At 46.4% G+C, this 20,351-nt stretch carries 12 protein-coding genes and 1 pseudogene; 3 read left to right on the forward strand and 10 right to left on the reverse strand.

What is annotated here, in order from left to right:
• Together HUX64_RS19340 and HUX64_RS15720 are read left to right on the forward strand one after the other, a co-directional pair.
• Positions 1–239: hypothetical protein (locus tag HUX64_RS19340; protein WP_217426569.1), on the forward strand; the 239-nt coding region annotated here is incomplete at its 5' end.
• 58 nt (positions 240–297) lie between these two features.
• The gene (locus tag HUX64_RS15720; RefSeq protein WP_174627165.1) at positions 298–750 is read left to right on the forward strand and encodes a hypothetical protein; all 453 of its coding nucleotides are present in this window, start codon (positions 298–300) and stop codon (positions 748–750) included.
• Positions 751–1,893: 1,143 nt separating this feature from the next.
• On the opposite strand, the gene HUX64_RS15725 is transcribed toward HUX64_RS15720, so the two are convergent.
• From HUX64_RS15725 to HUX64_RS19345, 10 genes are all read right to left on the reverse strand, one after another.
• Positions 1,894–2,619: a hypothetical protein gene (locus HUX64_RS15725; protein ID WP_174627166.1), complete on the reverse strand. Its 726-nt coding sequence runs from the start codon at positions 2,617–2,619 to the stop codon at positions 1,894–1,896.
• A gap of 5 nt (positions 2,620–2,624) precedes the next feature.
• Entirely contained in the window at positions 2,625–4,634 is a 2,010-nt protein-coding gene (gene pglZ, locus HUX64_RS15730; protein ID WP_246247071.1) for a BREX-3 system phosphatase PglZ, read from the reverse strand.
• Positions 4,631–7,282 carry a DEAD/DEAH box helicase gene (locus tag HUX64_RS15735; RefSeq protein ID WP_246247072.1) on the reverse strand — a complete coding sequence of 884 codons (2,652 nt, stop codon included), beginning with the start codon at positions 7,280–7,282 and terminating at the stop codon, positions 4,631–4,633. Before HUX64_RS15735 ends, pglZ begins: the two co-directional genes overlap by 4 nt.
• Before the next feature lie 185 nt (positions 7,283–7,467).
• A complete protein-coding gene (locus HUX64_RS15740; RefSeq protein ID WP_174627167.1) occupies positions 7,468–8,778 on the reverse strand; it encodes a hypothetical protein in 1,311 nt (436 codons plus the stop codon).
• 29 nt (positions 8,779–8,807) lie between these two features.
• Positions 8,808–10,934: a UvrD-helicase domain-containing protein gene (locus tag HUX64_RS15745; RefSeq protein ID WP_174627168.1), complete on the reverse strand. Its 2,127-nt coding sequence runs from the start codon at positions 10,932–10,934 to the stop codon at positions 8,808–8,810.
• A gap of 19 nt (positions 10,935–10,953) precedes the next feature.
• Positions 10,954–13,749 (reverse strand): DNA methyltransferase, encoded by a 2,796-nt coding sequence (locus HUX64_RS15750; protein ID WP_174627169.1) that lies wholly within the window; start codon positions 13,747–13,749, stop codon positions 10,954–10,956.
• On the reverse strand, positions 13,746–14,498 hold the full coding sequence (locus tag HUX64_RS15755) for an AlbA family DNA-binding domain-containing protein (protein WP_174627170.1): 753 nt from the start codon (positions 14,496–14,498) through the stop codon (positions 13,746–13,748). The genes HUX64_RS15750 and HUX64_RS15755 overlap by 4 nt, the downstream gene beginning before the upstream one ends.
• A gap of 2 nt (positions 14,499–14,500) precedes the next feature.
• Positions 14,501–18,223 (reverse strand): DUF6079 family protein, encoded by a 3,723-nt coding sequence (locus HUX64_RS15760; protein WP_174627171.1) that lies wholly within the window; start codon positions 18,221–18,223, stop codon positions 14,501–14,503.
• Between the two features lie 18 nt (positions 18,224–18,241).
• Positions 18,242–18,700, reverse strand: a complete 459-nt coding sequence (brxF, locus tag HUX64_RS15765; protein WP_174627172.1) for a BREX-3 system P-loop-containing protein BrxF — start codon at positions 18,698–18,700, stop codon at positions 18,242–18,244.
• 1,115 nt (positions 18,701–19,815) lie between these two features.
• The gene (locus HUX64_RS19345; protein ID WP_217426571.1) at positions 19,816–20,103 is read right to left on the reverse strand and encodes a hypothetical protein; all 288 of its coding nucleotides are present in this window, start codon (positions 20,101–20,103) and stop codon (positions 19,816–19,818) included.
• A 112-nt stretch (positions 20,104–20,215) separates the two neighbouring features.
• Here HUX64_RS19345 and HUX64_RS20520 point away from each other — a divergent pair.
• Positions 20,216–20,351: pseudogene (locus HUX64_RS20520) on the forward strand (IS982 family transposase); the annotation flags it as partial.

Raw genomic sequence — 20,351 nt, forward strand, 5'->3', positions numbered from 1 at the left:
GCCCCACCACCAGCGATCGCGATAAGCGACTCTTGTTCTCTATCATAAGTGTCCACCTTGTTATACGTGGACACTATCTTCTGCGCTTTCAATCAGATGGGATAGACGTGGTTAATAGAGCGCTTACCTTCTTTTTCAATCTCATTACCTCTAATCATCAATTAATGAAAATTAGAGGCGACAACTATCCTGACACAGGGGGACTTTGGCTCGGTTATTTTAAAGGAGCTTCTGGATAAAGCTTTAGACGCTTGCGAGTCTCTAGGCATTGATCCTGTCATTCAGATCGGCTTTGCCATGACCGAAGAACGGATGAGGCAACGTGTTAAGGCTAAACCCATAACCAGCCAGATCACGGGAAAAATGTTGTCGGATATTTTCCGCGTTCCGGTAGAAATCGAGAAATTGCGTCTGGGCATGCAGGCTATATCGAGACCGATAGTGCCTAAATCCTTGGGCGCCATCGTTGAAGAAAACATCTCGGCGCGATTTAACGTCAAAGGACTCCACTGGTATAAACACGTGTCCGGCATGCACGACAAGAGGCCTTATATATTTGAAATCCTGATTATTGAAACTGAAAACCAAGCTCATTACGTTGGTGTTAACCATTCTGTAACTTTTGGAGATTTTCTCCGGAAAGCTGGCATCAAGGTGGTCGAAAAGGGTAAATCAAGGATATGGAGTAAAGATATTAAAGGCGCGTTGGACAAATCCTGCAAGGTCAGCATACCGTTATTATTCATTTAATCGAGATTGGCTTACCGTTTTTTGATCACGGAAAAAGCACATTATCGCTGCCGAATTATATGATTGAAAACATATCCAACGCGGTCTGGAAAGCGGTTAAAGCTTTGCACAAAGATCAAATGCAAAGGCAAAAAAGCGCGAATAGGTACTATAGATATATTGAGTCAATCAATAAATAACACAAAGACGTCAAAGCTACACTTTAAAGCGGAGTGTTTGCTGTTATGGAAGCAGCTATTTGAGAAGCGACCGATAACAAAAGAGGCCCGGCCAGCGTCAGAATTATTCTATCAGGTACGCACGCTTATCCAACCGCACTCCACTGAAGTATTTACATGGACGGATTTCCAAAAGCTGATACAGAGGTATTGGAGTGAATATGAGCACAATCCATTGATCTACTATGACCCGCGTGGCGTACTTTATACGCCGCAAAGCGTAAGGGAGATGCATTTAGGGGCGTTTTCGGTAGAGCCCTTTTGAGTTTCCGGATTATGAATACAACAAAATCCTCTACATTGAAAAGAAGTGCTTATGGCCCGCCATTAAAAATGTTAATTTGCACAAGCTATACGACATGGTGATTATAGCCGGTGAGGGATATGCAACCGAAGCAATCCGGGTATTGCTTGAAAAGGCCCCAAAAATGATTAAATCAGCTCTTGAAAAAAATTTGCTGAGTGTCTCAGTGATCACCTAAAGCTTGATAGCGCGAAAGCGGAGTTATTTGATACCTTTAGCGACGAATTTGAGAAAGAGAAATTAACTGACCATGTTGTCAACTATCTGATTGAAAATGAATTTTTGACCTGAGTGGATTCAATTCAAGTCGTTGTTGGTGAAAAGCTGGACGACATTGAGGCAGATGTCGAGAACAAAATAACTGAACTCGTTATGCTAGCAATCAAGCCTACATAAACATGAGTAACTTTAAAATGATCGACTAAACTGCAATAACTTATCATGCTGATGACCCTAATGCAGTAGCAGCCATTCTGGCTTTGTTAGCTGGGGAGCATAATACCCTCGAAGCCATATAATTCCTGAAACTTTATATAATCTGTGTACCAAAATCTCATCAATTCCTCTTGAAACAAATGATTTGTCAGTAGTTATTAATTGCCCTGAAACAGGTTATATTCGTTAGAAGTTAGCTTGTGATAAGCAAACGATCTGGTTATTTGGTCCTTCCGAACGAAGCTCCAGCGTCGGATAATTTACAATAAAATAGGTCAATGGTTGGCCAAACACGAACGGGAAAAGCACTGCTATCGACTGTAGATTGGTTACAGATACTGCCTTACCTGTGTAACGTATGGCTGCCTCAGTAAGCCAAACAATCAGCTGTTCGTTACTCAATGTACTTGGCGCCAGACGAAGCAATCTTTTTCCTTTTTCCACCCGCTCGATAGCGCCCCAATTAGCTTGTGACTGCAACACCATATTGGTCATGCGATAAGTGCCTTCGCGTTCGCCGTAGATTTCGCTCATTCGCCGATGAACTTCCGCTGAAGTGCAATCGCCTTGCAGAGCGGATAAGCGGCCCACCAATTCCGCCACTTTCCCAAAAAAAGGATAAGTCGCGATAGCCATTCCCCATGTTAACGCAGTAACTGAAACACCTGGGTCTGCTTCATAAATTTTTATCCCTCGGTTCGCAAAATCCACAAGTTCTGGTCTGGGTTCCAGCCATAAACGATTCAATACAGTCCGGGTTTTTTTCCGGGCTACCACACCTAGCTTGGAAGCATCAAGCAGATTGTTCAGCTCTTCCATGCCGGCAAAACCGGCACGATACTTGATCGCGGCATCTATCCAGTCCAACTTTATAAAACGGTCAAACCCAATCTGAGGGGCGTTAGAATTCATTTAATTCAACTCACATAACTTATTTTTATAAATGGCACGATTAGTTCTTCAACAGAGATACCGCCGTGAACAACCACTTGTTCGCCTTTATGTACAAAGGCGGTGCGGTTGCCTGCGAAAAGGAGCTTAAAGTCAGAGGGTAATCCAGCAATATCTAAACGGTAGGTATTCGGACTTAATATTGCTGATTCCATCGCAAGTGCTTCGTTGCGATAAGTTCGTACTCGCTCTCCCCGAAGCTCCGGCGCTACTCCCTGATTCGGACGGCCTTGTCCAACGGCTTCTACGTTGCCATGATCCGCGGTCAGATAGATATGAAAACCCTTATCGCGCAGCAAGGCAAACAATCGATCAATAAAGCCGGACTCACACCAGCTTGCTATTTGATTCGAAATGCCTCGTTTGCCGAGGACTGCGCCATGAACGATCTCATCTACGGTATCTACTACCATACCCGCTATTTTAATCGATGGATTGGTAAGAAACGAATTCAGTTCATCCAGCTGTTCAGTGCGTTTAATTCCCTTCCGATAGAAAACTTCGTTACCTAGTAAACCATGATCAGCCCAAAAGCGTGACCATAACTTAGGCTCACTTGCTGTGGTCTCTATTGTATCGGCAAACTCTCGTGGCTTAAGACCAGAGAAAATCGCCTGTCTTGAAATTGAGGTCAGGGTCGGCAGCCAGGCAAAACAGGCATTCTCATCGAAAATCATTTGCTTGGATTGTTTTATTAAGTGTTCACGGATATGAACCCACTGGTCAATAGCCAAGCCATCGAAGACTAGCAAGGCAATCCTGGTTTGACCTGCATTTCGCCGCATTGATAAGAAGCGCGGGATATGGTTAACCATGACCGGTGCCTTTGCTACCGGCAGCGAAGAAAGATCGGCGTAATGCTTGGTCAGCCATGCAAGTAGCTGTTCGTCAGCTGTTTTTAGCAGGTCATTGACACTATCATTGATTCCATCGGCCAAGGAAGCGTCCAACCGATGAAACCGGGCAATCAGCTCACCTAGTTGGCGGGACGATTGAAGCCAATCACGATAGGATGATTCAAGCATTGGCAGTGTCTGTAAAAGGTTCTTAATACCTTCCTGAATCAGATTACGTATGGCATAGGGATCTTGAACGATGCCGACCTTGGCCCAGTCAGGTAAGTCTAACTCAAGTCCCTGTACGACCAACGGATGCAAGGACCCTTCCAAAAACATTGAATGAACAATTAACCCTACTTCGCTATGATCAAAGGGTACTTCCATCATAGGCACAAAATCCGGCGGCGTTGGTTCTGCCGTTCTGGCTCCGGTAACATTTCGTTTAGCCAGATACCGAAACCAGGCATCCTGAACCATACGTAAAAATTTGCTTTTTGATGAAAACAGCTCGGCGATTGGCAACTCTTTAAATGCCGAATGTTCACCTAGAACTTGCGCGGCATGCATCGCCAGTATAGGGGGCAGACCATCGCTGCGGTAGTGCAGCCGAAGTAATTCGGTCCATAATTCTTCCGGGCGAGAGATAAAATGCGGGCCTAAACGAAAGATGTGCGTCAGTATAAAGTCTTTGGTTAGCGCCTCGCCCAAGGATTGCGATATATGTTTAGTCTGCGCATCGAAAAGGGTCGACAGGTATTCCGCACCGATTTGCCGTACTACCCCATAGCTCAGGTGTGGGAACAAGTCGGCCAAACTTAAGCTGACTTTACGAGCTTGTCGCAAATAATCCCAAGGTAGATCGTTGATATTGTTGCCCCGTAATTGAAGAATCAGCGACTTGGCCGGGCCATCCTCACTCCTATCCCAAACAGCTCGATAGCGTTCCTCGTACTCCGCACGGAACACCACCGAATCCTCGAACGGCAATACTTCAAAGCCACGCGCACGAAGACTGGACAGAATTTGCTCGGCCAACAGCACGTCGTCCGGGTCGGCGACGATCCACAAGCGGGCCAGATCAGCCGGGAATTCATTTAGAATTCGTTCAATCCAACGACTCATCGTTTGTGCGCTCACTTATCGTCATCATTGTCGGTACGCCAAGGCCCGATTCGAAGCATCATTACCGCATTCAGATCTGGCACACTGGCTTCCGCATTGTCCAAGGCTGCCATTCGTGCCTGGTATTCGGCATCCAAACGCTTACGCCTGTGTTCACGCACAGCCGGTAATCCTATCCGTCCAATCGCTTGGCTTCTGGCATCAAAAGCATATTTCGCACGTTCCCGCTCTTCCTTTAACTGACTGAGATGCTGAACCAGCAACTCTGAAAACAGCTGTTCACCCTGGATTCTTGCCGCAGTGATAGAGCCATCGAACCAAAGCTCGGCCTCCTGCATATTGGCCGTACCGTGGAGTTCCAGGTTTTCCGTGAGCAGTAAATCCCAAATACGTTTTGCAGTTGGAACAAAAGTTCTCCCCTCATCATTGATAAATACCGGTAGAAATCTTTTGCGATTGAAACCATCGGCTGAGAGACTGATTTCCCATAACGACCACACACCCAACACTGTATCCGGCAAGCCAGTGATTTTTACTACTGGAACAGGCTGACCTATCACGTAGCGCGGGAGCTCACTTATCAGGGCACGAGCACGCGGATCTTCAAGTGTTACCCATTCCAGTTCTGGATTCTGTTCTGCTGTTCGGGCATCAAAACAAACTTGTGATGATTCGCTACCATTCAGCCATTTTACGTGCCAAGCATCACCCGTCTTAACAGCAGAGCCGCCACGCCCAGCCAAGCCAGTTGTAATAGCTCTTTCTAACCAGAACTGCGCGGGGTGGTCTCGCCATTTTCGGGCATCTTCGGCATCGAGCGTGTGCTCTTCCGCAAGCAGAGCACCGTTATTCTTTGAGCTAGCCACTTTTTCACGCACCTGATTGATTACAGTTTCGCATTCCTTCTCTATTGAAGCAGGATCTTGCAAACCATGGACAAACAGCTCATCGAAAATCGGATCGACTTCAACGGAATCCATCACATCAGCAGCCTTATCAACACCGAATTCTTGAGCGATGATTTCAAGCTTTTCCTCAAGCACCTGACGAACTCGATATTCCACAGTGTCTTCCAAGACAAAATTAAACGCTCTGACTACATGGAGTTGACCGATACGGTCTACTCGGCCAATGCGTTGTTCCAAGCGCATAGGGTTCCAAGGAATGTCGAAGTTAACAATCACATGGCAGAATTGAAGATTAAGACCCTCGCCACCGGCATCAGTGGAGATTAATACACGAATAGCCTGTGAAAAGACGTGTTGAGCCTTGGTTCTTGCATTTAGGTCCATCCCGCCATTCAGTAAAACCACTGAAAAGCCCCGGCTTTCCAGAAAACCGGCAAGCATGGCTTGGGTAGGCACGAATTCAGTAAATATCAGCACTTTTAGAGCGGTTTCGTTTTCTTCCTGCTGTAATTTGTAGATCAGCTCCAAAAGTGCTTCTGCTTTCGCATCCGTTCCTTGGCTTTCGGTCTCCCGTGCCAAAGTCAAAAGCATGTCGACTTCGGCTCTTTCCTGTGCCCAGCCACTGGCTTGCAAGGCGATTTCCATTTGGGTTTGGCCATCCAACTCGGCCCATTCGTCCATCTCTGGGGAGTCCAACAACGATAACTGCGGCTGTGAGGTATTGAGTAGAGCCTTTCGTTTCTCCAGGGTAGTACGGATCGCGGCAGTACTTGAGGTTACCAGGCGTTGCATCAGTATCATCAGAAAACCAATATGTCTTTGCTTGGTGGCCAACGCCTGGTTATAACCATGACGCACATAGTCGGTTACCGCTTCATAAAGGCGACGCTGCACGGCGTGGCGATTCTGCCAGGACACTGCTTGCAAACGTGTTACACGAGGTTTGAAGAGAGGCATACCATCTGCGTTAATGGCTTTGCGTTTCTCCGTGCGAATCACAAAAGGCTGCACACGGTCACGAGTTACGCTGGCTTCATCGGGGAAAGAGTCACGATCAATGAGTTGCATCAAGCGCATGAACTGATCGGTTTTGCCCTGGTGTGGAGTTGCTGACAAAAGCAGCAGGTAGGGAGCCGCTTCAGCAAGTGCTACGCCCAGCTTATAGCGGGCAACTTGTTCCGTACTACCCCCCATGCGGTGAGATTCGTCAATAATAACCAGGTCCCAAGACGCAGAAATTAAATCATCAAAACGTTCACGGTTGTAATTGTTAAGTTGTTCCTGGTTCCAACCACGGCGGCTTTCGATAGGTTTCACAGAGTCCAACGAACAAATCACTTGATCGTGCAGGCGCCATAAATTTTCTTCATCATTGCGCCATTGTCTGAAAGCGGCGAGTTCTGCCGGTTCTATGAACTGTATTTTTTCTCCAAAATGTAAAAGCATTTCCGCTTGCCATTGCCGTACCAGCCCCTTTGGAGCGACGACAAGAACCCGGCGCGCCATGCCGCGTAACTTCAATTCGCGCAGTATCAACCCAGCTTCAATGGTTTTACCTAAGCCCACCTCATCCGCCAGCAAGTAGCGAATACGGTTACGGCTCATAGCTCGGTTCAGCGCATAAAGCTGATGAGGTAACGGCACAACGCTGGACTGAATAGGCGCAAGCAGCAAGTTGTCCTCAAGCGCATCCAGTAACTTTGTGGCTGCTGCTGTATACAGGCTGTACTCAACTGTGGGCTGGATACTATCCAAGGCAGTCAAATCCTGCGACCTGGCTCGTACGACTGCATTTTTTGCGGGCAGCCACACTCGGTAGGCTGTAGAGCCCCAAATGTCTTGGCACTCTATAATTTGACACTGTGCGGCCTGTCGAGTGTGCCAGCACCATATGCCGATGTTGAATTTTTGCTTAGCTTGCATCATTGCTTTTTGTGAGCCTACTCAGTTTTAGATTCCTGAGAAGCTTTGGCGGCATCAAAATACTCAGACCACCGGCCCAATTGTTTTAGTTTATGCTTTGGCAAAGCCTTGTCGACTTTTTCCCTGAAACTCTCGTTTTTTGTCTGCTCATAGGTAACATCCTTGAAAACCAAAGTTACTTGAGGCGACTCCCCCTTGTTGCGATCCAAACCCCTTCTAAGTTCCGACAGTAATATTTCGGGGTCGAACTTTGCGCCCGTCCGTTCGGCCCGATTCATGATTACCGCGACAGCTTCCTGAATAATCTTCTCAGCCTGTTTATCTATCCGATCTCTAATGGCCTGTGAGTGTGCTTTTAATTGCTCCTCATAGGCATTTATCTGCTTCTCAAACTCAATCTTGTCATCCTTGGAAATTAGCCAACCAAAGCTTGAAATGTTATAGATATACCGCCGCTCAATGCCGTTACGGAGCCGTTCAAGAGAAGCTTCACTGACTGGTTCAGTTAATGGTTTTCCTTCTCGATCAAAAACCGGCTCGCCATTCATAAATGCAGGCACCTCAACTTCCTCGTCCCGAAAATCACTAAAGGCGCGGAGTTTTGAGTCAATCAACCCCTGTAATTCGCCTTGGATATCCGCGTTGAGGTGCTTGTTGGAGATAGTCAATTGGGAACGAGACAGCCTAGCTTTTGTGACCTTTAGCTCCACAAATTGAAGTTTGGTGCTAAACACTCGCGTAATACGAGCCAGATCAACCGGTATCGGAGGATTTTTCTCCAATTCTATCAGTGTCTGCTGAACCTGCTGGTGGGTAACGGCGCAGCGACCGATTTCACTATTCGCAGGCAAAACCTTCGTCCCATCCGCTGCGACCGCATTAGCCAACTGCTCACCAGGATTCTGTCCAAGCAACAAGCCATTGGGAGCGATATTGTCCCTCGAAAAAACAGCTTCATCCTCTGCTACTGTAATTCCTGGTGCAGCCTCCACAGAGCGAGCCGTGGGTGACCAGACCAGCGTTAAGTCGTCGACCAAGAGTATTCCAAGCCGTAAACCAGTTTGCGACATCAAGGCAAACCCTGTTTTTTGAGAAAATTCGTACAACTGTTTCAAGCCATCTGCATCACCGTAGCCCAGACGATATACATCTTCATCCGGATCAATCACAACGGTTATAGCGATCTTTTCCACCTTATCAAAACACTGACCAAGTGCCTTTGCGACAGGCGGAGACACGCCCGGAGCGATTAAGACGATTCGCTTAAGACCTCGACCAATAAGATCAATTATGGAGGCATCGTTGACTTCGCAGAATGTATTCCCCATAGCTCATCTGATCCTATACTTAAGCTGGCTCATTCAACTGTCCTGTTGATGCTCAGCCCCATTTCTTCGATATAGGGTGAGGGAATTGCCAATTCTTGAAACATCTGATCGTTTACCATCAGCACAATATGCTTTTTGGCCCTGGTGAAAGCAACATAAAAAAGTCGCCGCTCAGCCTCTTGTTGCTCATCGGTGATCGCCAATTTGCTGGGCCATATATCTTGATTGCAATCAAGAATCACCACTACATCAAACTCTTTACCCTTGGTCCGTAAAGCCGTCATCAGGTGTAATTTGCGCTTCCAACTCAAATCGCCTGCACTTTCGTCATCCTCGGGCGAAGTTCTTACTAAAGTAGAAATGGCTTTTTCAACATCTTCATAGAAAGCGGCATAATCATCCCCATACCGCTCGGCATATGCGCTGAGATACAGAAACGGTGGATCGGCATAAAAAATATCATCCAGCGATTTTCCATAGTCTTTTTGCAAACCGTCAAACTCCAAACTGAGCGCCTCGATGGCAGCAGAAACCGAATCGGCATGTAAAAAAGACCTGATGGCACCATAAAACTCCTTGGTCATAGCACCGCCTCTGTTATCACCTTTTAATGGTCCGGTATAACTATAAAATGTTATCAGTGCATCAACCAGAGAACGAGGCCTTTGGGCAAGAAAAAAACTTTTAATAGCGCCCCGGTCTTCTTTTTTTACCGGATAACGTTTAACTTTGTCGCAAAGCTTGAGTAATCCTTCAATCGGATCGGGCGCAAATGGCGTTTGCATTGTACTTTGCGCTTTGGTCACCAATAGCTGTTTAAGCTCGTCGAAGGTGCTACTCAGCAATATACTCAAGTCTTCGGCTGCATAAAAGGGAATGTCTGAACCAGCAAAAATGATCTGGTAAGGAATTAATTGGCTGCGTTTACGGCTTATCAAGGCAACATTACCGATAGTGTTGTCCTCCAGTAATTGTCTGACCATGTTCAATACATAATCAACCGATGTGTCCACTGCTGGCGAGGAAACAACGTCAATCTGCGCAACAGCGGTCGAAGCGGCTGTCACGTTTTTGGGTACGCGGCGTTTATTGTGTTGAATCAGCCGCTGAGACAATTCGACGACGTTTTTCGGGCATCGATAATTGACTTCGAGAATATGAGTTTTGTAATCAGACGAAATGAACTTATTAGGCTGAAGGATAAAATCGGGTGAAGCGCCGCGCCATTCGTAGATGGCCTGATCATCATCACCCACTATGCAAAGCTGGGTTTTATTGATTTTGGCGACCAAATCCAACAGGTTAAGATCCAGAGGGCCAATATCTTGGAATTCATCCACTAATATGTGGTGGTAACGCGCAATGCCAGTCGTGAATTTTTTTTCGGCCAGCGCTTTTTCTAAATGAATGACCGTCCAATATTTCTGGTCTTCAAAAGACAACGTCGCGGTTTGATATAAATGTTCGATAGCCTCGATCCAAAATCCCATAAATCGATCAAATATCTGGTCAATAACTTTGTTATAACTAGCTTTACGGTCGGTTATTTCAAGTTCCTGCATTTCATCCAGAAATGCAATGACGTGACTTTGCAGACCCGCTTCGACTAACCATTGCAGATGTTTCCTAAAAGCGGCTGGTGTATTGTGTTTATCATGGCGAAATCCAAGGCTTTTCATGAAATCAATTTGATCCATCATGCCTTTTTCAGCCTTGAACTTGCGTTTGCTGTCGGTCAGTAAATCCTTTATGGCGGGATGCTTTTGCCAGATCGGTTGTAGATTATTCTTAATCAAAAACACCCGCTCCTTACTGGATGTAACCAGGCGTGGATTATGAACACGCGATTTTAACCAACGGAAGCTCCAGGCATTCAGCGTATTAACCTCGACACTGCCATCTAATGCCTTGAAGGTCGGATTAGTTCTGACACGATCCCGTAACTCATCCCGTGCTACACGGGTAAACGTAAAAATAAGCACGCGGGCGGCTTCTTCTTTGACAGTGGCTTGTCGTATCGCTGTCAAACACCGCCATAACAACGAGTAGGTTTTACCGCTTCCTGCTGGTGCCAGTAGACGCAATGCTTTGTCGCTATCCAGGCAGAAGGCTTGTTGTGTATTATCAAGGTTGGTTTTAACGAGAAGCTTTTCCATGATCCGATTCCAATTTTTGTTATTGTGATTCCAGGCGAGTCAATGCTTGGTCATACCAAAGCAACAGCTTTTCGTCTTCCTGCAATACATCGTCAGGGATTTTTTGCGCCATATTGATAATGGTTTGATAATCCTTCTTAGACCATGCGTCTTTAAAACCAGCACGCACGGCCTCCAAGCGAAATATTTTCAGTTTTTTCTTAGCCTCTTTGTAGTTATCAAATTCTTTCAATAAGGCTTTTTCTCGCAATTTTTCCAGGTCGCCCGCTTTGTTAGGATCAGGCACATACCAACGGTTATAGGCTTTGGCTTTTAAGCTGGCATCGTCTTTAGATAAGTTACGACATTCTTTCCAGTTGCTGGACAGATAAACGTGGATTTGTTCGGGAACCAATTCTTTGCCGTCATAACAGAGGAAATTTTGTGGCAACAATAACTCCAGATTAATTAAATCACGTTCGTTCTTATTTAAATGACTCAATAAGGGCATAAAATCGGGTTGAATATCGTTGTAAGCTTGCGGTTTACTTTTCAGACGAAAGCGTAGCCAGGCAATTGCCGAGCTTTCATCACAGACGAATAAATTCATTTGCGGAGTATGTCCACTGATGGCTTTTTGGCGAATGTATTCGGCGTGTTGGTTTTCTAAAAAAATCATGTCGTCCTCTTCCCTAAAGATTTGCTTTAAACCTGCTTGAAATTCCTGGCTGGAAATTGGAACGGGAGGCCCCCTACGAACGTAGTAAGCAATCAGTTGGTCGAATAAAATGCGGGGATTTCGTTCTGGAATATTTTGCAGTATCGAGCCTTGGCGTTTGACGATCGGCAGGTATTTCAAGTGTGTGTGGACAAAATCCCAGATGCCTTCTTCGGTTTGCGCTTCCTGTGCAAAACGTTCTTCAAAACCACCGTTGGGTTTGTAGGCAGAAATAACCAAATCCTGCTTGACAGCAGTTACTCCGAGCATGGCATGAAGGCCACCTCTGGTCTTATCCAAAGCAGCAACTGACGCGACAACAAACCCACATTCGGATAAGGCAGTCTGGATGCTATTCCAAACACTAGCTTTGGTATTGGAGAACTCGACGGTCATCCACCTTCCCGGTTTTAATATCCGATATGCTTCCCCAAAACAACTAGTCATGAGCGCGCGATACTCATCGATTCCTTTGCCTTGGGTCTTGTTTTCTATCGCTTCCGGTTGACTATTTGTAAAAACCTTTAGCCATGCCTCGCGAAGGTAACTCAGCTCCGAGTACATGATGTTTGCGCCAAACGGTGGATCTAAAAATATGTAGTCAACGGATTCATCTGGAATCTGAACCGTCTGCATGGCCTGCGTCGAAATGATCGGCCCAGATTTTGAGTTGAGAGCCCCAACAATTTTCTTTAGTTGAAAACTGAGTTGGTCCAATACGTTGTTTTCCACACTAACTGGCGGAACGTACAATGTGTTGGCCATTGGTCCAACAAGGGCTCTTCCACCATGTTGTGGCATATACCGGTTCATGATGGTCAGCTTCGGAAGGACACTGCCTAACAGAAATGCTAGCTGAGGTTGATTCTTGGCGAGATTGATATATTCCCCGACAGACGCAAGCACTCTCTCTGTATAGAAATGATGGACATGAGTAATCCCCTCATCATCATTTCTTCGCGCCTCGTCTCCACTCGGCATCCGAGCTATTGGGATATTTGAGGTATTGTTAAGCTGTTTTGCCCGGTTCAGTGTGTCAATATCTTTCGCATCTACTCGCTTCTCAAAACGCTTTTTGCCGATTGAGTAGTTAATCAAAACTGGAATGCGCTTTTGTGTTTTGCGTAAGTTCCCAGTAAATGGATCAATGATTGATTCCCAAACTCGCTCAAGCTTGTTGGCTCCCGATTTCTTAGATGGGCTTTTGGCGCAAAGAGCTTGGCAGTGAGGGCAGTCAAACACCTCGTGATATTCGGTACTAGCGCCTTTTTTCTTGAAGGCAGTATCGTAATAGGTTATTTCCCCGGAGCATTGAGGGCATGAGTAAACTTCAGACCAAACGGTGTAATTGATTTTCCCGAACTGAGATCCTCCGGACGTTTTCCACATCCACCCAATTTTCTTTTCCAACTCAGGAAGAATATTTTCCGCCCCATCTTTCAGTGAAAGAACGTCCACAGACGATATGTAGTTGTAGGAAATAAAAGTTGCCGCAGGCGCCAAGTCATTAAGGATTGCATGTCTGCTGCCTAGTTTTGAGTGGGCGGCCCAAATGGTCTTGTTGTCTTCGGCGACCTCCTCAAGGATGGTTCCGTCGGCAAGTATGCGAAAGCCCATTGACTCCACGACAGCACGATCGCCGCACATTTGTGCGGCAACGCCAGTCATCCCAGTACCGCAGAAACCGTCGTAAATCAGATCACCTGGTTGTGTGTAATGCAGGATATAACGCATAATTGCCTTATGCGGTACCTTGGTATGATAGGAATGCGCGTTATAAATCGGATCGTTTTTGCCTTCGCTGACATCGGCAGCAAACGGTTCACGGTGATAATGATAATCAGCGGGTTGTTCTGGCTTTTGCGCTTCCCACTCAGCAATAAATTTTGCCAACCAGGGATTCGGACAAGCCGTGTAATAAGGTGGATCGCTTAACTTTAAAATATCTTCATCATTACCCAGTGGAAAACCTTCAATTTTCCGAAACTCAGGGTCTTTAAGCTTTTTAGCTAATTCAGCCAAAAAATAGTCACGTCGCGCCTGCTCGTTTGGAAATGTCTGGCCTAAACATTCAACGGGACCGCTGTTTTCTGTTTGATAATCGTAAAGATCGCTCATGCTTGGGGTTCCTTGTTGTTATGTTCGGCTTTAATTGCCGCTCCAAGTGGGGTTAAACGGTAACGTTGTTTGCTGCTGTTCGGTTTGTCTGGCAGGGTCATGGTTAGTAAACCAGCATCAAGCGCGGGTTGTAGATAAGCATCGTCAAAGTGTTTGCGGTCTTTAATGCCGATAGTGTTCATCATGGATTGGCGGCTCATTTCCCCTTCTATTAATTTTCCCAAGCCCACAACTTGGGGGGTAACTTGTTCAATTAAAGTAGCTACTGTCAGATTGGATAAAGCCATGCCATCATAGCGGTCTAAAGCCGCGGCGCACAGGAATCGCTCTAGTTCACTGGGTGTACATTGCTCGTCACCCGCACCTCTTCGGATAAAAGTCTGACGTGGATCGCCCTTCAGATAAATAGGTTTTTCATTTGTTGAGCATTCCGGAATATGAAAGGCAAAGACATGTTTGCCATCAGCCGTAAAATGCTTCGCGTCGACCCGTATTACCCGATTCAGTTTTTGACTGCCCCGCAAAACCGCCAAAAAGTCGTTTTGAACTTTGTCCGGCTCAGCGACACCGGAAACTTCCAGCTGACCGTTATGATCGCTAATTCCGAACACAATCCAGCCACCCGCAATATTGGCAAAAGCGGATCCCGTTTTATAGGCATCTTCAGGAACGCCTTGCTGAGCCTTTTTACACTCAAAATCATTCCATTCAAACCCTTGCAAGCGGGCGAGCAATTCATCCTGATTCATGATTATTCGACGACAAAGCGCAGCTTGCTGGCATCTTTGCCTTTGCAGCGTTCGTTAAGCAGATTTTCGAAACGCTTGCGTAAATCATCCGGAGCAGCTGGAGAGCCGCCCGACAACAAGGCTTTTTTAATTTCATCGCCATTAATGCAAATCTTTTCCAAGCCCGATAGTGCCTCTTGGATTGCGTTAACAAAATCCGGTGGAACCGGAGCAGGCAATTCCTTGGATGAGATGAATCGTCTAATCAGTTCGTGTGCATTAGGCTTCAACAAATCGAAATTGGTTTGAATGATGGGATCATCCAGGTTGTCGAGCAAAGTTTGCTGCCAGCCTTCTAATAAGCGATCCAGTTCTTCGTCCAATTGTTTGAGGACATTGGCAGTCGGCAGTAAATCGCCTTGCTCATTAGCTGGTCGGAAACTGCAGTGTGGACAGTAAGGACTGGCGACCAGCTCCGATTCCACCAATGACGCGCAGCTCTTGAGTTTATCGAGCTGATCTTCAAATGCCGTGAGCTGGCTGGTGGGCATCAGCGCTATTCCTGCCAGGGCACGTAGCGCTATCAACCGATCATCTTTACGCAAAGCTGACTTGGTTTTGTCTTCCGCTACGCCAAGCCGCGCCTTGCTATGCAGGGCTATGTAGGCGATAATATACTCTTTTTTCAGTTGCATCAGGGTTTGCCGATATCCCGCGGAATGTTGGCTGCTGCGCTCCTGTGAAAGTTTATCGAGTAGGTCCTTGCGAGTAGCTTGGGCCTGTTTTACCCAAGGATGATTTGGTTCCAGGATCATTTCGGCCTGGGATAGATAGGAAGCTGTCGTGCCCAAGTCAACCACCAATTCCAGCAGCCGCTCAACTGAATTCAGTACAGCGAGATTTTTTTTCTGCGCCTCAATGTCATCCGAGCCAAGGCGCAGGTTTTTAAGCTTACCCACTGTATTGTAGGGCGATAGCCCTTCAACAAAAGACTTGAGCAATTCCAGCCGGTTACACCAATCGCGAATTTCCTCTTCCCGCAATAAGGCTTGTCCCCAAAAGCTAAGCTTGTTTTGCAGATCGGTGCCGGCCATGAGTACGCGATGAACCAAGCCGCTGACAGCGTCCAATAATTGTTTAACCGGTTCTTCAGAGCCTTGGGTGGCAAGTTGGGCAAGTCCCGGCGAGAGTCCCAGTAATTCAAATAAGGCACGTAAGACGGCGACATTAATTTCCTTGGGCGCTTCGACGTGCTTGAACTGTTTAAGCTCTTCAAGTGAACGTTCGGCAAGCAGTGTAATTTTGCCGGAATCGATCTTGTCGCCGGTAATTGCCAGTACGATGTCGCCTGAGTAAGCCAAGCATCCCAGCACAGCGACCAGCAGATCTGGTTCCAGTCGAAAGCGTATGGGCGAGAAATATTCAATATCGGCCGCCCCGCTGATTAACTCGTTGCGATTGAGAACCTGGCCGTGACCTTTTGTTTTAAAGCGGTTGAGTACATCCTGTGCATACTTTGAGCGTCCCGGTTCAATACGGTCACCCTCAAGCATTTCCAGCGCATCCAATACAGCAATGGCATCTTTCGTTTTCGTGCCGCCAGCCAAGGCTTTTAGGGCATTGCTGATGACCATCTTACGATTGGACTCGGTGATTAACACCGGGAAGGCTGGGTATTCTGGAGACAGATCGTGAAAGTGCGGTGCAAGCACCAGACCGGATATCACATTAACCACGTCGCGGAAATTGATACGCTCATCGGCGCCAAGACGGGCTTTATCCCTCAAAGAAACCCCTTTGATCCAGTTTTGCAGGGTTTTGGTTTTACCCTGGTAGGTCACTTCGAAAGCAGTCAACTGCTTTTCCTGCAACCATTTGCTCATGTCGCGTAAGGCGTCCTTGGCTTTATCCAGATAGATGCCTTTCGCACCGCCACTGGCCGTTGAGGCCAAATCCTGAGCCGCCGCATAGGTTGACAAGTATCGTTTGATGGCTGTGTCTATTTCGAGCTTGAAAAACACTTCGTCTGTTTTGTTTTCGTCGCGAAAGCGTGGCGGATCGAAGGGCTGGATAAAATAAATGTAGAAATCCCGTTCGGGCTGAGCCGTGGGTCTATCGTTGGGCGCACCGAAAAATAAGTAGCCGTTGCGTTCGACACGACGTTCTTGCCATTCGATTTGGTATTGCCAGATTTGGTGGCCACTTACATACGTCACTTCATCCGTGCGCTCCATCAATTGCTTGATGGCGCCGTAGTAGGCGCGATCCAGTGCGTCTTCAGATAAAACTTCGGTGCGTTTTTCGATCTGAGCGTCGTAGTCCACGTCCTTCTTGAGATCGAGGTAATACTGCTCTGTGTCCGGTGCTTTGGATATGAATTGTCCGTTAACGGTCTTCAAGGTTTCGCGAAGTACGGTTTGCACCAGGGACAGCAAGTCAGCAGCCGGTTCGCCTCCCATGTTATCGATACCAGGCTGGAATAGGCACAGCGTGTCACGTAGTTCCTCTGCTGTAGGGCCGATAGGAACATAGATGTCGCTACCGGTTGTCAGCCGGTGCACAGATAAACCATTGATGATACGTAACGCCATGGGTCTGTAGGCGGGGCGTGTGAAGGCTTGCTGTACCCTGGAGCTCAACACTTCCGAAACTTTGAGCACTGGGCCGATGTTCGGATCGGAGCGCAGCACAGAGTTCGAGGTAACTGTATCCCAAAAATTATCATAACCAATTAACCCCGGGCGATCGGAAGGTACTTCATCATTTAGAATGGCTTGGATTTGGTCGCGCAAAGTTACCAGTGCGCCGCGTTTTTCGGTAAAAAAAAGGCGCTCGAAAGTGCCGATATATTCGGGATGGACGGGGAATAACCGGACATATTCGTCCATTCGCTCATTCATCGTGCCATAGAATTTAGCGAATGGGCTGAGATAGGTGCGTATTTTGTCTTGCTGGTCGGCTGTTTTCTTTAAAAGACGCTCTGCCACGACAAAGCTTACATCCTGACGCGCAAGAAGAACTTGAGTGAAGCGGTCCTTTACCCGACGTAGGCTATCGGCCACATGCTGGAAGCGGCTGCTGTCGAAAATGGCTTCCTGCACGCCGGCAACAAAACGAAATCGCAGGTGTTTGGTAACCTCTCCAATTTCACGCAGGAAAGATAAATCCAGAACCAAATCATGATCTCTCCGGGAACGCAGGTATTCAAGGAATTCGTCCACTACCAGCAATAAACCGTGGTTAGGGTAAACATCGGCAAAGGCAACCATCATTTCTTCAAAGGCTTCCTTGTTATTAACTACTTTGTCCGCTGGCGGAAATGAATAGCTGACACCTTGTTTTTCAAGAAAAAATTCGAGTTGTTGAGTAATGATGTCTCGCAATGACATCTGGCTGGAAATTTCGATACGATGAACTTTAAATTTACCGGCTATAGCCTCAGCCGCTTCTGATACTGTGCTGTGCCGGATCAGCGGCAAATAGGCTGCATCTTCAGCGACCAATGACAGTACCGACATCAAGTGGGATTTACCCGTACCATAATTACCGACAATCAGTATGCCTTTATGATCCACGGACTCATCGAAAGCAAGTTGCGCAATTATTTGTTTGGCGATGCGTTCGGCCATATCGTCCGATATAACGTAAGTTGAGACCAATTTCTTGGCTTCGTCCGGACGGTTTGCATCGAGCAATTGAATAACGGATTCGATTGGCTCGAATTGAATGAGATCGCCGTAGCGCATGAGTTCCTGTCTTTGCTTTTATTGAATTTCAAAGGGGACCACGCCATCTAGGCTGTAGTCCTGGTGTTCCGGGTGACCGATGTGGGCATAAGTTAAGCGGCTATTGCGTAACTCGCCAGGCCAAACCGCAATAACGCGTCTGGCATGTGCATGCCGCCTTAGCAAGTCGAGCGGATCAAGTTGAAGCGTTCTATCAAACAAAAGTTCGATATTATCGATCAATAACAAATCGCCGTTTGCGCATTTATCAGTGAGTTCACGCAAGAGGGTGCTTGCTTCTAAATGTCGCTGCTTATGTGGAATAGCGGCCAGCTTACTTCCCAAGGCAGCCCCAATATTAAGGGGCGTGATATTCTTACTTTTTGCCAATGCGCATAAGATAGCTGTCTTGCCAGATCGTGGGCTCCCGATCAATAGGATCAGTTTACTTTGCAATGCTTCAATTTCGTCAACCAAGCGTTCCAAATTTTTAATCACTTTAGGAATCCCCACTTAGTCTAATTTAGCTTCAAGCGCTGAATAATTTGGAAATCGATAGCCAGAAGCCACTACATTATTTATGGTGCTATACAGTGCGAGATGGTTATTCAAGCCCCACCCCATCGGCAAGTGTAACGCCGTTATTTAGTGGGTTGTTGATGACAAACATGGTGGCATTCATTTAATGTTGGTTGAGATCAACCGATACATAGAATATGGATTGAAATAGCCGGGCCATGCCATCCGCAGCTTGTGGATGAGTAAGATAATGGATAGTATTTGGCATTTTATTTAGTAATCACTATCTTTTTCTATCAGTTGATATTGCTTTTTATTAATCCATTACCCGATAATTTGTTTACAAACAGCATGAATCTCAGACTTTACAATTTTGTAATTCTACTAATTAGCAGCCAATCAATAGATGCTTAGTTTGTTGACATTCATATATGCCGCAACTTCTTTTAAAATCAGTATAGAACATCCTGCTTGACTTGCAGAACAAAGGCATCAATGCAATAAAAAAGGAAGGATTATGAGCGTCTAGCCGATACGGCCGAGGTATTTATCATATTTACCGAGACACATCGCCATTTACGCGATATTTATTTAGTTTTTTAAACAGCTTCTAATGCAAGGATAGAAGGGTACCCTATGGGAGGATGTAGAGATTTTATTGTATGGAGGGTCATCCAACACTTAATTATCCCAAGGATGAGGGTTCCACTTTACATCCAAATACATATGGGAAAAAACTTGTGTGAATTTGGGGTCACTGGGGCATTTTTATTAGGCTCGATTAGTCGAATACATGGGACAATTATTTGAATCCGACACTGATACGGCTGAAATCATCCTGGGGCGAGCAACATCTGGCTGCGTCATGGCCTAGTCCACTTTAAAGAGCGCTTAAAAGTACTGGAAGTCAGGGTCGCGGAGCAAAGCATTATCCTGACCGCCAGTTGACGCCTTGGAAAGGAAGAGCCAGGATGACGAAGTCAGCGGTGAAATCGATACCGCGGACCTTAAGGTTACTTAGGTTCTCAGGACACCATTTAGGTCGGTGCTTTTAAAGAAGTCGGCCGGGTCATTCAGCAAACCTGGGTCGATAACTATTCGAAGGAGGCCTTTGTCAAGCTTACTGCCATCAAAACCCCGATTACTGCGGCTGACTTGTTAAACGGCAAAGTCTTGTCATTATTTGCCGAACAACAGTTGCTGATATTGCGGCTACTCACGGATCTGAGCATGAGTATTGCCGCCGGTAGAAACTTACGATTATCAGCAATACTGGCGCACACGATATCGAACACAGCAAGACCAAGTTCGATCACTGCAAACTCATGGTATTTGTGAGCGCTTCCATAAGAGCTTCTGACAGAAGCACTACCAGATGACATTACGGAAAAACTTATATAACCTCAGTTCGGGATAAGAAAAAGTAGGCAGGTTTTTGTAAAAACAGGAAAAATAGTGATTCCAACATCAATTTTTCCACAACAACCTACCTCCATGAAATTGACACAATTATTTTGCGATGTAGATGATTTTTGTCAGTCCTTTATTCTGGAGTGGCAAAAAAACCAAATAACCAGCGGTGAAAAGAAACGCAACCGTCCACATCGCATGAGTTTTAGCGAAATGATCA

This window comes from Candidatus Methylobacter favarea (genome assembly GCF_902806695.1).
Lineage (GTDB): Bacteria > Pseudomonadota > Gammaproteobacteria > Methylococcales > Methylomonadaceae > Methylobacter_B > Methylobacter_B favarea.

Excerpts from the sequence above, each read along its gene's own strand:
- HUX64_RS15755 (WP_174627170.1), bottom strand. The coding sequence starts at position 14,498 with ATGAATCAGGATGAATTGCTCGCCCGCTTGCAAGGGTTTGAATGGAAT.
- HUX64_RS19345 (WP_217426571.1), bottom strand. The coding sequence starts at position 20,103 with ATGTCATCTGGTAGTGCTTCTGTCAGAAGCTCTTATGGAAGCGCTCAC.
- HUX64_RS15750 (WP_174627169.1), bottom strand. The coding sequence starts at position 13,749 with ATGAGCGATCTTTACGATTATCAAACAGAAAACAGCGGTCCCGTTGAA.
- HUX64_RS15740 (WP_174627167.1), bottom strand. The coding sequence starts at position 8,778 with ATGGGGAATACATTCTGCGAAGTCAACGATGCCTCCATAATTGATCTT.
- HUX64_RS15745 (WP_174627168.1), bottom strand. The coding sequence starts at position 10,934 with ATGGAAAAGCTTCTCGTTAAAACCAACCTTGATAATACACAACAAGCC.
- HUX64_RS15725 (WP_174627166.1), bottom strand. The coding sequence starts at position 2,619 with ATGAATTCTAACGCCCCTCAGATTGGGTTTGACCGTTTTATAAAGTTG.
- HUX64_RS15720 (WP_174627165.1), top strand. The coding sequence starts at position 298 with ATGACCGAAGAACGGATGAGGCAACGTGTTAAGGCTAAACCCATAACC.
- HUX64_RS15760 (WP_174627171.1), bottom strand. The coding sequence starts at position 18,223 with ATGCGCTACGGCGATCTCATTCAATTCGAGCCAATCGAATCCGTTATT.